This window comes from Nonomuraea solani, assembly GCF_900108335.1.
GTDB classification, from domain to species: domain Bacteria; phylum Actinomycetota; class Actinomycetes; order Streptosporangiales; family Streptosporangiaceae; genus Nonomuraea; species Nonomuraea solani.
Genome location: NZ_FNVT01000026.1, coordinates 132,174 through 145,541 on the forward strand (window position 1 = coordinate 132,174; position 13,368 = coordinate 145,541).

Genomic DNA, 13,368 nt, shown 5'->3' on the forward strand with positions numbered 1-13,368 from the left:
GACGACCTCGTGGTCGTCGACGAGGAACACACGAATCATGCCCGCGACGCTAGCGGTAGTCCGTTGAATCAAGGTGGCGTGTAGAGGTAGAGGCCTTGACCTGCGGTGACAGCGTCGATCATCGCCTGGAGTTCAGGTGGTGGGGGCGCGGTGGACCAGGCTTTCCACCAGCGTGACAGCGCGATGGCCGGGGTCAGCCAGCTGCGGACGGCGCGCAGCGTGTGGGGCCAGCTGGGTGCCGATGGGGCGGGTAAGGCTGAGAGGTATGGATGGGATCGGGCCTGGCCGCCCCCTCTCGAGCTCGGTGTCAGACGCTGGTCCAGGTGGGGCGGAACCTGAGGTTGAGTCGCTGATCCAGGTTGTCCAGCAGAAGCTGAACGCGCAGTGCACCAGGCTCTGGTGGCGGCGGATGGCGATGTCGGAGCGGACTTGGAAGTCGGCCCAGCCGAGTTCGTCCTTGATCTGTTTGTAGCCCTGCTCGACCCAGTGCCGCAGGCCGTAGAGGCGCACGATCTCGGGCAGGCCGGCGGGTGGATGCGGGCTGTCCCCGCCGCCGGCGGGGTCGTGCGGGCCGCCGGGGCGGGGCAGGTTGGTGGCCAGGTACCAGGTGGCCTTGTCCCGGAGGGTGGCCGGATCGGTGGTGGCGACCACGAGCCGGGTGAGCCGGTCAGGTCCCCAAAAGCCCAGCGACGCCTCGGCTGCCCACCACATCTCGGTGTGTCCGTCTCGGAAACGGCGCTGGACCGGCTGCCAGTCGCCGGGCTTCTCTGGCCCGCTCCACCTCAGACGTGCGGCGGCGTCGCGGGGGGTGTGCGCATCGGGGCCGTAGGCCCAGGTGCCACGCTTGGGGCGGACCGCCACCACCCAGCCCGTACCCGCCTGGCGCAGCTCGCCCCGGAAATCGTCCAGGTCGCCGTAGGCGCAGTCGGCCACCACCGCCCGGAAGTCCACCCCGGCCGCCACCGCCTAGCCGGCCAACTCGACGGCGATCCGCCACTTGGTCCGAAACGCCGGGTCGTACTTGCCCCGGGCGAAGTGATGGGCCGGAGTGTAGGGCCGGGCATGCAGCGGATAGTAGATCCGCTCATCGGCCCACAGCGTGCTCACCGTGACGATGCCGCTGTCGGTCTTGCCGAGGCGGCCCAGCCACTGGCGGCCCACATGCGCGGTGGCCCGCCCGTCCTTGCGATCCCCGCTGTCATCGATCACCAGCACCCCATCCGGATGGGGTGCGGTCGCAGCCTCGGCCAGCAGCAACTCCAGCCGACGGGCATTGGCCCGCTCGGGATCCCAGCACGACTCGGACAGGAAATACTGCACCCGCTGCGCTGCCGCGCTCTTGGACCCGGCCACCGGTTCAGCCCCGGCCAACGCCGCAGCTGTCTTGTTCCGCTCCCGCGGCGCCAGTAACCCCGTCACATACTCCCGGAACCCGCGCCGCTGCCCCAGATGCGTGAACAGACCATCGAACCTGGCCGCGTACCCCTCCAGCGCCCCTGGCGCGGCTGGAACCGGTTTGGGCTTGGTCATCGCCTGGCTCCCTCCTCGGAAGCCCCCGCGACACCATCCTGCCCAGCCAAAATCTTGATCTAACGGACTACCGCTAGTGCGGTGACCACATAGGTTCACCGGGTCGGGGACACACTCGGCGGCTTGCGCAGGCTTCGCTGGATTCTGCTTCAGTGTCGTATCGACATGCACGATGACGGCAGGAGGATCCGTATGGCCGAACCTGTGCGAGCACGGCGGTTGTCCGATCAGGAGGGACAGACCCTGCAACGGCTGGTCCGGCGAGGCCGGCACGAGTCGATCCGGGTCCGGCGAGCGCTGATCATTATGGCGTCGGCCAGTGGCACGCCGGTTGCGGCGATTGCGCAGTTGGTCGCCGCCGATGAGGACACCGTGCGTGATGTCATCCACGCCTTCAACGAGCGAGGGCTGTCCGCGCTGGACCCTAACTGGGCGGGTGGCCGTCCCCGTCGCATCACCTCGAAGGATGAGAACTTCATCGTCGCGACGGCCAGGACACGCCCGGGGAAGCTGGGCCGTCCCTTCACCCGGTGGAGCATCCGCAAACTCGTCGGCTACCTGGCCGACAACCCGGTGCGGACCGTGCTGGTCGGACGGGAGCGGCTGCGGCAGTACTTACGCGAGCACGAGATCTCCTTCCAGCGCACCCGGACGTGGAAGGAGTCCACCGACCCCGACCGCGATGCCAAGCTGAACCGCATCGAAGAGGTCACCACCCGCTTCCCGCAGCGGTGTTTTGCCTTCGACCAGTTCGGGCCACTGTCCATCCGGCCTCAGCCCGGCTCCGGCTGGGCATCCGAGGGCAAACCCGAACGACAGCAGGCCACCTACACGCGCACCCACGGCGTGCGCTACTTCCACGGCTGCTACAGCCTGGGCGATGACCAGTTGTGGGGCGTCAACCGCGAGCGCAAGAGCGGCGCCAACACCCTGACCTCGCTCAAAAGCATCCGCCGCGCCCGCCCGGACGGCGCACCGATCTACGTCATTCTGGACAACCTGTCGGCCAACAAGACCCCCGCCATCCGTGCCTGGGCCACAGCGCACAAGGTCGAGTTGTGCTTCACCCCGACCAGCGCCTCCTGGGCCAACCCGATCGAAGCCCAGTTCGGACCGCTGCGCACTTTCGTGATGAGCAAGTCCGACCATCCCAACCACACCGTGCACCATGTACGGCCCCGCTCGCACCGGAAACCTCATCGACCGCCGCCTCCTCATTCGCGTCTTCGGCGTACTCGGCCCGGCTCAGGCAGTGGCCGAAATGGCGGCCTTCGTAGGGATTCTCTGGCTGGGCGGCTGGCACTTCGGAACGGCTCCGGACCCTGTCCTGCTCGCCGCCGCGTCCGGCACCGCCTTCACTGCCGTGGTGCTCGGTCAGTTCGCCAACGCCTTCGCCTGCCGCAGCGAGTTCCGCTGGATCGGCAAACTGCGCTGGCGCCAACCCGCTCCTGCTGGGCGCGCTCGTCTTCGAAGCCGTCATGCTGCTGCTCTTCCTCGGCCTGCCTTCCGTCGCAGGCGTGCTCGGTGGCGCCTTTCCGCCGCCGGTCGGATGGTTGCTGGCCGCACTGGCGATCCCCGTCATGGTATTGGCCGACGCGGCGCACAAGGCGGGGCGGCGCCGGAAGTGACGAACATTCCGCCAGGGCCGGGCACGCCGGGGCGGAGGCTGGATAAGGAAGGGAGGTGGATTCCAGCCGTTCGGAACGGGTTGCCGTCCGGGCGGTGCAGCCGTGCGAGCAACATCATCGGGTTGAACGACCTCGTTATCGGACACCTCCTCGTTCATGTGACTTAGGTCACCACCACTCTGAGTCGTTCGCCTCCAGCGGGCGAGCGTGGCCGGGGAGAAGGTGGGATCACGACGAAATCCTGAGCGAGTAAAGGTGATCGAGATGGCCGTTCTCCTGGGTGTGACCCACATTGAGACCGACCCGCTGAGCGAGACGTACTTCACCAGAGCCGCCGGAGCGCTGGACGCGCACCGCGCCGATTCCGCACATGCCTGCGTCTCCTGCGCCGCCACCTGGCCCTGTGCGCCGGCCCTGGCCGCGGCCTTCATGCTCGAACTGCACGCCGCCTGATCACTCGCACAGGCTTGGGGATCGTTGCGACGGCCGCCCGCGTTCACCGAACGCGGGCGGCCGTCGGCCATTGTGCGGGTCCTCACGGTTCGAGCGACTGCGGGATGGAATCCGAGTGACCGGTCGGCTGCTGAGTCGTCCCCGCGGCGTCGTAGATCTTCACCCACTTGATCGAGGGGAACTGCTTGAGCGTCGGCCTGATCTCGTCGGCGATCGTGAACGCGGAGCCGCCGCCGGTGACACGGCCAGTCAGGTAGACCCTGGCGATGCCGTGCTTGACGGTGAGCTTGCTGAAGCCGGTGGCCTTTGAGCTGACGAAGCGCAGCCCTTGCGCCTTCTCGGTCTGCGTCGGGCCGGCGAACAGGCGCTGCAGCGCGCCGTAGGCGGTGGCGGGCGGGATCACCGGCCGCTGCACGGCCGTGGTGTACGGCCTGCGCCCGGTGTTGTACGCGGCGGTGTTGAGGAAGTAGGCGCGGGCCGGCACCGTCCGGTAGCGCGTGACGAGGTCGACGACGACGCGGCTCGGCCGGGTGAGCGTGTAGACCCGGTAGGGCACGGTCTTCGCCAGCCCGGCGCCGAAGGTCAGCGTCGACTCGAAGTTGCCGGTGCTGACGACCTGGATGACGCCGGGCAGCGCGTAGGTCCTGCGGGCCGGCCCGTAGGTGACGTTGCCGTGACGGTCATGGCCGTCGGCCCGGCCGAAGCGGATCTGCAGCAGCGCGTCGCCCACGGCGTTCACCTGCCGGCCGGAGCCGTCGGCGATCAGCCGGGACACGTAGCGCACGTCCCGCTGGGTGGGCACGCGGCCGCGGAACTCGAAGACCAGCCGATCCAGGCCGTGGTGGTGCGTGGCCCGGATGCCGACCAGCGTGGGCGGGGCGGCGAACTGCGGCGTGGCGGCCCGCGCCGGCACGGCCAGTAGGCCGGTGGAGGTGGCCACCATCGCGGTGGCGATGAGGGGCGGATCGGGAGCATGGCGATCATCTCTTTCCCGTGAGTGCTCCTGATCCCAGCATGACCTTCGCGGCCGGTGGGTGACACCGGCGAAAGTCCCCTTCCGCCGGGATTAAGACGCTGCCCACCGCCCCAGACCACGGCGAAAGAGGACCAAAGGCACCCGTATGGGGGACCTCGTCCCCGGGTGCCGCGATCCCCTGCGGACGACGCTGAACTTGACAGACCGAGTTAGTGGAGGTTGCGATGAACCGACGCATCGTCGTGGGTGTGGATGGATCCGCTCCGGCAATGGCAGCAGTGGAATGGGCCGCGGATGACGCGCGGGGCCGAGGCGCCGGGCTGCGGATCGTGCACGTGTGCGAACAGTGCCCGCAGGCCGAGCACTGCGCGCGGGCACTGGCCGCCGCAGGTGAACGGGCACGCGAGCTGGCCGACGGGGTCGAGGTGAGCACAGAGGTGCTTCCCGGCAACGTGATCAAAACTCTGATCGCCGAGTCCGCGTCCGCCGACAGCGTGGTCCTTGGGACCCGGGGGCTCGGCGGGTTCGCCGAGATGGTGGTCGGCTCGGTCAGCATGGCCGTCGCCGGGCATGCCGAGGGGCCGGTCGTGGTCGTACATGCTCCTTCCGTCAAACCGCACGGCCGGGTGGTGGTCGGCTACGACCGCTCAGAGCATTCCGAGGCCGCCATGGGGTACGCCATCGAGCAGGCCAGGGCGCGGGCCGTTCCGTTGCACGTGGTCTTCGCCTGGCAGACCCCCGTCTTCTCGCCGTACATGGCCGCCTACAACAGCCTGCTGGTGGATGCCTATCAGGCGGACACATGGGCGGTGGCCGAGAGCGTGACTCAGTGGCGGGAGAAGAATCCCGGCGTCGAGATCACCTATGAGGCCGTCACCGGGCACCCGGTGCATGTTCTGGCCAGGGCCGGGGAGAGCGCGGACCTGGTCGTGGTGGGATCGCGTGGGCTGGGTGGCCTGGCCTCCACCGTGCTCGGCTCCGTCAGCCACGGAGTGCTGCACCACGTGGCCTGCCCGGTCGCGGTGGTGCGGCCCCGTTGAGCACCGGCTTCCGCCTCGTTCAGGGCGTGTTCTCAGAAGATCTGAGGACACGCCCGTCCGGCTCAGGTCGAGGTCCTGCCGGGTCAGTCGTCTGCGTGGCGGGACAGGACGACCTTCAGCGCTCCGGTGGCCGCCGGGTCGGAGAACGTCTGGTACGCGGTGTCCATGTCGTGCAGGTCGTAGCGGTGGGTGATGAAGGTGGTGGGGTCGAGCCGGCCGGCGGCGATCATGTCAAGCAGGGCCGGGGTGGAGTGGGTGTCGACGAGACCGGTCGTGATGGTGAGATTGCGGATCCACAGGTCTTCGAGGTGCAGCGTGGCCGGGGCGCCGTGGACGCCGACGTTGGCGACGTGGCCTCCGGGGCGCACCAGGCGGGTGCAGAGCTCGAACGTCTCGGGGATGCCGACCGCTTCGATGGCCACGTCGGCGCCCAGGCCGCCGGTCAGCTCCGCGACAGCGGACGCGGGATCGTCCCCGGCCCCGATGAGGAGATCCGCGCCGAGCCCTTTGGCGGCCTCCAGCCGCGACGCGGCCGGGTCCACGGCGATGATGTGACTCGGCGTGAAGAGCTGCGCGGTCATGATGGCCGCCAGGCCGATCGGCCCCGCGCCGACCACGACGACGGTGTCGCCGGGCCGGACCCGGCCGTTGAGCACGCCGACCTCGTAGGAGGTGGGCAGGATGTCGGCGAGCATGAGCGCCGCCTCGCTGGTGACGCCGTCGGGCAGCCGGTGGGTGGAGGTGTCGGCGAACGGGACGCGAACGTATTCGGCCTGAGTGCCGTCGATGCGATGGCCGAGTATCCAGCCGCCGCCGCCCAGGCATTGCCCGTAGGTGCCGGTGCGGCAGTAACGGCAGCGGCCGCACGCCGTGATGCAGGAGACCAGCACCCGTTCCCCCGGCCGCACGGTCGTGACCGCGCTCCCGGTCGCCGTGACCGTGCCGACGGCTTCGTGGCCGAGGGTTCTCCCCGGCTCGACCGCGGGCACATCGCCCTTGAGTATGTGCAGGTCGGTGCCGCAGATCGTGACGGCGTCCACGCGCACGATCGCGTCCGTCGGCTCGGTGAGCTGCGGATCCGGAGTCTCTTCCCAGGCACGTCGGCCGGCCCCGTGATAGATCAGCGCCTTCATGATGGCCTCCTCGTCTTTCTTCCACGCTCTCGCCGCGAGCCGGAGAGGGGTAGGGGCGAAGGTCCCTGGCCCGTCCTGGCGCGGACGGACGTGCCCGCCGCGTGAAACCGGGCGGGTGCCGAAGGTCCTGATCTGAAGGGACTTCGTCCTCTGACGACAGACCGGTTGCCGATGTGTGCTGGAGGTGTGGGATCCAAGGACCCACGGAAGGAGGTCGCGATGAGCCTGCCTGAGCGGAGGGAGATGAGGCTCCCCTTCCCGGAGCTGTTCGAGTGGATGGAGAGCCCCATGTTCGGGTTCCGGCCCTTCGGACAGATCGTCCGGGTCGAGGACTATGTCGCCGACGGCCGGTACGTGCTGCGCGCCGAGCTGCCTGGCATCGACCCTGACAAGGATGTCGAAGTCACCGTGAGCGGTGGCCTGCTCCACATCCGGGCCGAGAAGACCAAGAAGACCACCGACCCGCACCGTTCCGAGTTCGCCTACGGGGCGCTCACCCGGACGGTGACGCTGCCCGCCACGGCCAAGACCGACGACGTCAAGGCCGTCTACCGGGACGGCATCCTGGAGGTCAGCGTGGGGCTGACCGAAGGCAAGAAGGCCGAAGGCCGGCGGATCACCGTCGAGCACTGACCCCTGGCCGGGCGCGGGCGGGCCCCCTGCTCGCGCCCGGCTTCCCCACGGGAGGCGGTCCTTGGGCCCTCATCGCCGGGACCAACGGCCCTGCACACCCGTTCTCAGCCGCGGTTCGCTGGTGTGAGACAGAGGAGGAACCATGATCGTTGTAGGTGTCGACGGCTCCGTGCCCGCACGCGCCGCGGTCGACTGGGCCGCCGGTGACGCTGTCCGCATGCATCAGCCGCTGCTGCTCGTTCATGCGGTGGACCGCTCGCCGTACCAGATCTCGAAGTTTCCTGGTCCCGCCCGGCCCGACACGTTGCTGCGTGCGAGTCAGAAGGTGCTGCTGGAGGCGGTGGCGTTGGTGCACGAGCGCCAGCCGACCGTCGAGGTGACGACACAGGTGGTGGAAGGGTCGCCCGCGATGGTCCTGCGTGACCAGGGCAGAACGGCCACCGAACTGCTCGTCGGCAGCCGTGGCCGCGGCGGGATCGCAGCCGCGCTTCTCGGCTCGGTGAGCGAACACGTCGCGGGGCAGGCCGGCTGTCCGGTCGTGGTGGTTCACGGCGACTCGCGGCCCAGGTTCGGGGAGGTCGTGGTGGGCGTGGACGACTCGCCCGAATCCCGGCCCGCCCTGGCCTACGCCTTCGAGCAGGCGGCCCTGCGCGGAAGCACTCTGCGGGCACTGCACACCTGGCAGCCGCCGGTGCGCGCGTTCGCGACCGAGCTCCCCCATGAGATGGACGAGGCCCGCACCGCCCGGCAACGGGCCGTCGCGGACTGGCTGGAGACGTTCCAGATGGAATATCCGCAGGTGACGGTCATTGAGGATGTCCGGTGCGGCCGGGCGGTGGAGGCGCTCACGCAGGCCTCCCGGCACGCCGATCTGCTGGTGGTGGGCACCCACGGGCGCGGCACCGTGGGCTCGGCGCTGCTCGGCTCGGTCAGCCGGGGCGTCCTGCACCACGCGCAGTGCACGGTCGCCGTCGTCCGCGGGTCCTGAGACGTGCTCCCGGAGGAGGTGCTCATGGACGTGGCCTGGCACATCGAGGTGTACGGAGCCGTACAGGGCGTGGGGTTCCGGCCCTTCGTCCATCGCCTGGCGACCGGGCTGGGGCTCCGGGGAGACGTACGGAACGCGGGCGGGCACGTGGTGATCAACGCGATGGGCCCCCAAGCCCGCCTGGAGGCGTTCCTGTCCACCATGAGAGCGGGCCAGCCCGGCGCGGCACAGATCCGCGATCTGGTGGTGACCCCCGACCGGCCGGACGGGCGATCGGCCGGCTTCGCGATCGTCGAGAGCGAAGCCGTGCCGTGCCGGCCCCGGGAGATCCCGCCTGACCTGGCGACCTGCGCGGAGTGCCGGCGCGAGCTGTTCGACCGGGCCAACAGGCGCCACCGCTACCCGTTCATCAACTGCACCGCCTGCGGGCCGCGGGCGACCATCGTGGAAAGCCTCCCCTACGACCGCGTTCGCACCACGATGCGGGCGTTCGAGATGTGTGCCGCGTGCGCGGCCGAATACCACGACCCCGCCGACCGCCGCTTCCACGCCGAACCCATCGCGTGCGGCTCCTGCGGCCCCCGCCTGCGTTTCATGAGCGTGGAGGGGGACGCCGCGTTGCGGACCGCCCTCGAGATCGTCTCGGGAGGCGGAGTGGTCGCGGTCAAGGGGCTCGGCGGTTTCCAGCTCGTCTGCGACGCGCTTGACAGCGCGGCCGTGGCGCGGGTGCGCGAGATCAAGGGGCGGGAGGAGAAACCGCTGGCGGTCATGGTCAGGGACGTCACGACGGCGGATGCGCTCGCCGTGCTCACCGAGCCCGGCCGGGACCTGCTGCGGGGACCGTCGGCGCCGATCGTGCTGGCGCCGCGGCGGCTCGGGGTGCTGGCTCCCGAGGTGTGCGGCGGGCTGGCGGACGTCGGGCTGTTCCTGCCGTACACGCCGCTGCATCATCTGCTGCTGGACGGGATCCGCGGTCCGCTGGTGGTCACCAGCGCGAACCACGCCGGCAGCCCCATGTGCGTCGAGCCGCCGTCCGGGCTGGAGGTGGACGGCGTGCTCACCCATGACCGGCCCATCGCGGCCCGTTACGACGACTCCGTGATCCGCTCGTTCGGGTCGCGTTCGACCGTGCTCCGCCGCGCCCGCGGCCTGGCGCCGGCGCCGCTGCGGCTGCCGATCGGCGCGCCAGAGCCGTTGCTGGCCGTCGGCGCCCAGCTCAAGAGCACGTTCACGCTGGCGGACGGGGAGCGAGCGGTCCTCGGGCCGCATATCGGCGACCTGTCCGACGCCGAGACCTTGGAAGCGTACGAGGCGGCGCTCGAGCGCCTGAGCCGCATCCACGCCATCGACTCCGTCCACACCGTGCACGACCTGCATCCCGGCTATCTGTCGAGCCAGCTGGCCCGGCGGCGGCCCAGCCGCATCGCCGTCCAGCACCACCACGCGCACGTCGCCGCGGTGGCGGCCGAGCACGCCCTGCGTCCGCCGTTCCTCGGCGTCGCCTACGACGGGATCGGCCTGGGCGACGACGGCACGTTCTGGGGCGGCGAGCTGCTGCTCGCCGGCTACACCGGCTACCGGCGGCTCGGCCGCTTCTCACACGCTCCGATGCCCGGCGGGAGCGCGGCCGTACGCAGGCCGGCCCGCATGGCCCTCGGCTACCTGTTCGGCGGTGAGACCACCGGTGGGCCCGTACCCGAGGGCCTCGCCGATGGCCTGCCCGACCGCGACGTCATCCGGCGCATGATCGCGCGCGGGGTGAACTGCCCTGTCGCCTCCAGCGCGGGCCGGCTGTTCGACGCCGCGGCCGCCCTGCTGGGGTTGTGCGACGTCAACGGCTTCGAGGGCGAGGCGGCGATGCGCCTGGAGCAGGCGGCGGCCGCGTTCGCCGGGGCCGAGCCGCTGGCCTGGCGGCTGGAGCGGCAGGACGGCCTGTGGGTGTACGACGGTGTGGTCACGCTGCGGCACCTGCTGGAGGCCAAGGCCGATGGCGAGCCGGTCGGCCGGCTCGCCGCCGCCTTCCACGCCACGATCGCGGCGGTCACCGTGCTGCTGTGTGAGCGGGCCGCCGCCGAGCACGACGTCACCCAGGTGTGCCTGTCCGGCGGCGTGTTCCAGAACCGGCTGCTCGCCACCGACGTGCTCGCCCGGCTGGCGGCAGCCGGGTTCGAGCCGTACATCGGTGAGCGGGTGCCGGTCAACGACGGTGGCATCAGCTACGGGCAGGCGGCGATCGGCGCGGCGCTCCTGTCGAGCCGTGCCGGGCGGAAGGGACCGTGAAGACGGTGAGCGAGGTGGAGACGATGCCGGGCATGATTGAGGACGCTTGCGAAATGAGGCCGTCATGCGCTTAGGAGTGCCGGGCCGGATCGTCGGCCGCGACGGCGAGTGCGAAGACCAGCTCGTCCGCGCCCTCCCGCAGCCGGTAGGTGCCCGGCCTCTGTTCATCCGTCCAGCCCGCGGGCAGGACGGCGGCCGATTCGATCTCGGCGTAGCGGATCACGCCGTCGTGGACGGCGGGGCCCTGGACGATGCCGGGCACGGTGTGGGCGAGCACACCCCGGCTACTTGGCTTCCCATTTGGAGTCGTCGGTCTTCCAGGTGAGCTTGTCGACGACGTCGACCACGCCGTTGACGCGGCTGGTCATGCGGGCAGCGATGCCGGTCTCGGTGCGGCGCTCCATCCAGCCGGACAGGGTGACGATGCCCCGCTCCACCTGCACGTGCACGCCTTCGGTGTTCACCCACAGGGCGCGGTCGAGGATGTCGTCGCGGACCGCGGTGGCGATCTCCTCGTCGCCGCGCAGGAAGAGTTTGACCAGGTCGCGGCGACTGACGATGCCCTGCAGGCGGCCGTTGTAGTCGGTCACGGCGAGCCGTTTGACGTCGTGGGCGTCCATGAGACGGGCGGCCGCCACCGCGGAGGCCTCGGGGTAGACGGTGACGGCGGGGCTGGTCATGAGCTCGGCGGCGGTGTCGCCGGCGGCCTTCTTCCGGCTCTTGGGGTGGCGCAGGCGGGCGCGCAGCGGCGGCCGGTAGCCCTCGCGGTAGTACTGCTCGCGGAACTCCTCTTTGCGCAGCAGGTCGGCCTCGGACACCATGCCGAGCACGTGGTTGTCGTTGTCCAGCACTGGTATGGCGCTGATGCCGCCGGTGATGAGCGCCTCGGCGATGTCCTTGAACGGGGTGGCGGCGGTGACGGAGACGACCTTGGTCGTCATCACGTCCGCGACGGTCATGTGCATGGTGAGCCAGCTCTCTTTTCTGGGTTCTGCGCCGTCTTCCTCTTATTCGGTGCCTCCATCACAGCTCGGCGCGCGAGCCGGACCTAGGGCCGGAAGTCCCGATCGGTGGCGGTCCTTGGTCAACGTGCGGTGCTGTAGCTCGTGACGGGCGACTGAAGGCGTCAGCCGGTTTCCAGTTCGGCCGCAGGACGGCGTGGGCTGCGGGCCACGTACGGCCCGTAGCCGAGCCGGATGATCATTTGAGGGTGTCCGCGCCGGTGATGGGGGTCACGGCGCTGACGCATATCGCGTAGATCCAGAGACTGGTTCAAGAACGACGCTGACACATCGTTTCTGGCCGCGACCAACAGGACCCGCTGCAACGCCTGGCCTGCCTTCAGCCAGTCGACGGGCCGATCGCCCATCGTGGTCAGCACCGCGAGCTGCGGCCGTTCCTCGAACCGCGCCCTGCCTTCCTGACGCCCGAAGTCCCTGACAGGGGAGGGGTCCTGCAGCGCGTACGGCCCATGGGTGCACCCGGGCATTCCGTCGTACCGGGCACCAGGCATCGTCCAGGCGGCCAGCTCGGCACGGTATTCGTGGTCTCGACCGAGCTCGTCCTCGGCGATGGTGGCGTAGTCGAGCATGTCGGTCGCGGCGTGGCGGTCGAGAGGGATGAGCGTCGCGCCCTCGCGTGAGGCGGCGACCCGGAGCTCGGCCAGCACCGCGCGGGGCAGGCGCTGGTCGGCGAAGGGCCGGCGACTGGTGCGGCGCACGGGGATGAGGTCGTACAGCTCACGGTGCTCGTCCGAAACGGGCGACGCCCCGTCCATGCGTACGGCCGCCAGCAGGCCGGGCTCCTCCTCGGGTGAGGGTAGCAGCCACACCATCGGCCGCTGCCCGGCCGTGCGGATCGCCAGACGCAGGTTGAACAGGGCTGCGCCGCAGCTCACGTACTGGTTGCGCCCGCGTGGATCGCTGACCCGCAACCGCCGATCAGGATCGGCGAACACTTCGACGAACTCCCGGCGGACCACATGGAAGCGCCATGGCTGGGTGTTGAGCACCGACGGAGCCTGACCGGCCGCCACCAGCAGCCGCCGGACACCGAGTTCGGTAGCAAATGAAGAGAACATCACACACCTCCTGCGACCGACGCTGCCGCACCGGAGTGGGTGCCGTGAGTGCCGGACGGCCCGCCATGGCGGCCGAAGGTCCTTCACAGCGCCCGTGCTGGACGGGCGCGCTTCACCATCACCTTCGAGGTCAAGGACTCGCCTCGCCACCCGCTCGCCGACATCGTGGGGTGAGAGGACCAAGGTCCCTTCGCCATGGGCCGTACGGCACTGAGCGCGGGCCGTCCCAAGCGGTGTGATGGGGGTGCGACAAGGACTGTCACGAAGAGCTGAAAGGGAGGCTCGCCATGGCCACCACCATCCACAAGCCGACGGCGGCAGGTACGATCGCCGCTGCTCACCGTCCTGTCGATTATGTCTGGGCGGTCGCCCGGATCTCGATCGGCTGGGTGTTTCTGTGGGCGTTTCTGGACAAGACGTTCGGCTGGGGTTTCGCCACTCCGGCCAACCGGGCCTGGATCGAGGGCGGTAGCCCGACGACCGGGTTCCTGAAGGGGAGCGGCGAGAACGCGCTGGGCGGCTTCTTCTCGGGCCTGGCCGGGCATGCGTGGGTGGACTGGTTGTTCATGGCCGGTCTGCTGGGCATCGGCCTGGCGCTGACCCTGGCGGCCGGCCTGCGGATCGCCG

General features: G+C 70.0%; 11 protein-coding genes and 3 pseudogenes. 8 read left to right on the forward strand and 6 right to left on the reverse strand.

Going from position 1 to position 13,368, the window contains the following annotated elements; genetic code table 11:
• Positions 1–132 precede the first annotated feature (132 nt).
• Positions 133–1,530 (reverse strand): annotated as a pseudogene (locus C4V41_RS64930) (IS701 family transposase).
• A 192-nt stretch (positions 1,531–1,722) separates the two neighbouring features.
• On the opposite strand from C4V41_RS64930, the pseudogene C4V41_RS51945 reads away from it, so the two are divergent.
• The 3 genes and pseudogenes from C4V41_RS51945 to C4V41_RS51955 form a co-directional block, all read left to right on the forward strand.
• A pseudogene (locus C4V41_RS51945) lies at positions 1,723–2,820 on the forward strand (IS630 family transposase); the annotation flags it as partial.
• Positions 2,747–3,325 (forward strand): hypothetical protein, encoded by a 579-nt coding sequence (locus tag C4V41_RS51950; protein WP_407670167.1) that lies wholly within the window; start codon positions 2,747–2,749, stop codon positions 3,323–3,325. The pseudogene C4V41_RS51945 and the gene C4V41_RS51950, both read left to right, overlap by 74 nt.
• A gap of 97 nt (positions 3,326–3,422) precedes the next feature.
• A complete protein-coding gene (locus C4V41_RS51955) occupies positions 3,423–3,611 on the forward strand; it encodes a hypothetical protein (protein WP_146104132.1) in 189 nt (62 codons plus the stop codon).
• 82 nt (positions 3,612–3,693) lie between these two features.
• On the opposite strand, the gene C4V41_RS51960 is transcribed toward C4V41_RS51955, so the two are convergent.
• Positions 3,694–4,554, reverse strand: coding sequence for a GerMN domain-containing protein (locus tag C4V41_RS51960; RefSeq protein WP_103963488.1), 861 nt, complete (start codon positions 4,552–4,554; stop codon positions 3,694–3,696).
• Between the two features lie 257 nt (positions 4,555–4,811).
• Between C4V41_RS51960 and C4V41_RS51965 the strand changes: the two genes are divergently transcribed.
• Positions 4,812–5,627: a universal stress protein gene (locus C4V41_RS51965; RefSeq protein WP_103963489.1), complete on the forward strand. Its 816-nt coding sequence runs from the start codon at positions 4,812–4,814 to the stop codon at positions 5,625–5,627.
• A gap of 83 nt (positions 5,628–5,710) precedes the next feature.
• Here C4V41_RS51965 and C4V41_RS51970 read toward each other — a convergent pair whose 3' ends face one another.
• Complete coding sequence (locus C4V41_RS51970) at positions 5,711–6,760, reverse strand: zinc-dependent alcohol dehydrogenase family protein (protein ID WP_103963490.1); 1,050 nt, start codon at positions 6,758–6,760, stop codon at positions 5,711–5,713.
• 219 nt (positions 6,761–6,979) lie between these two features.
• On the opposite strand from C4V41_RS51970, the gene C4V41_RS51975 reads away from it, so the two are divergent.
• The 3 genes from C4V41_RS51975 (at position 6,980) to hypF (ending at position 10,661) form a co-directional block, all read left to right on the forward strand.
• Complete coding sequence (locus tag C4V41_RS51975; RefSeq protein ID WP_103963491.1) at positions 6,980–7,393, forward strand: Hsp20/alpha crystallin family protein; 414 nt, start codon at positions 6,980–6,982, stop codon at positions 7,391–7,393.
• Positions 7,394–7,535: 142 nt separating this feature from the next.
• The gene (locus C4V41_RS51980) at positions 7,536–8,381 is read left to right on the forward strand and encodes a universal stress protein (protein WP_103963492.1); all 846 of its coding nucleotides are present in this window, start codon (positions 7,536–7,538) and stop codon (positions 8,379–8,381) included.
• Positions 8,382–8,405: 24 nt separating this feature from the next.
• Positions 8,406–10,661, forward strand: coding sequence for a carbamoyltransferase HypF (hypF, locus tag C4V41_RS51985; protein ID WP_103963493.1), 2,256 nt, complete (start codon positions 8,406–8,408; stop codon positions 10,659–10,661).
• A 70-nt stretch (positions 10,662–10,731) separates the two neighbouring features.
• Here the strand turns inward: hypF and C4V41_RS51990 are convergent, their stop codons facing one another.
• From C4V41_RS51990 to C4V41_RS52000, 3 genes are all read right to left on the reverse strand, one after another.
• Entirely contained in the window at positions 10,732–10,938 is a 207-nt protein-coding gene (locus C4V41_RS51990; protein WP_103963494.1) for a hypothetical protein, read from the reverse strand.
• A gap of 7 nt (positions 10,939–10,945) precedes the next feature.
• Positions 10,946–11,620 carry a CBS domain-containing protein gene (locus C4V41_RS51995; RefSeq protein WP_103963506.1) on the reverse strand — a complete coding sequence of 225 codons (675 nt, stop codon included), beginning with the start codon at positions 11,618–11,620 and terminating at the stop codon, positions 10,946–10,948.
• A gap of 167 nt (positions 11,621–11,787) precedes the next feature.
• The gene (locus C4V41_RS52000) at positions 11,788–12,741 is read right to left on the reverse strand and encodes an Acg family FMN-binding oxidoreductase (RefSeq protein WP_103963495.1); all 954 of its coding nucleotides are present in this window, start codon (positions 12,739–12,741) and stop codon (positions 11,788–11,790) included.
• A gap of 287 nt (positions 12,742–13,028) precedes the next feature.
• On the opposite strand from C4V41_RS52000, the pseudogene C4V41_RS52005 reads away from it, so the two are divergent.
• Positions 13,029–13,368: pseudogene (locus C4V41_RS52005) on the forward strand (hypothetical protein); the annotation flags it as partial.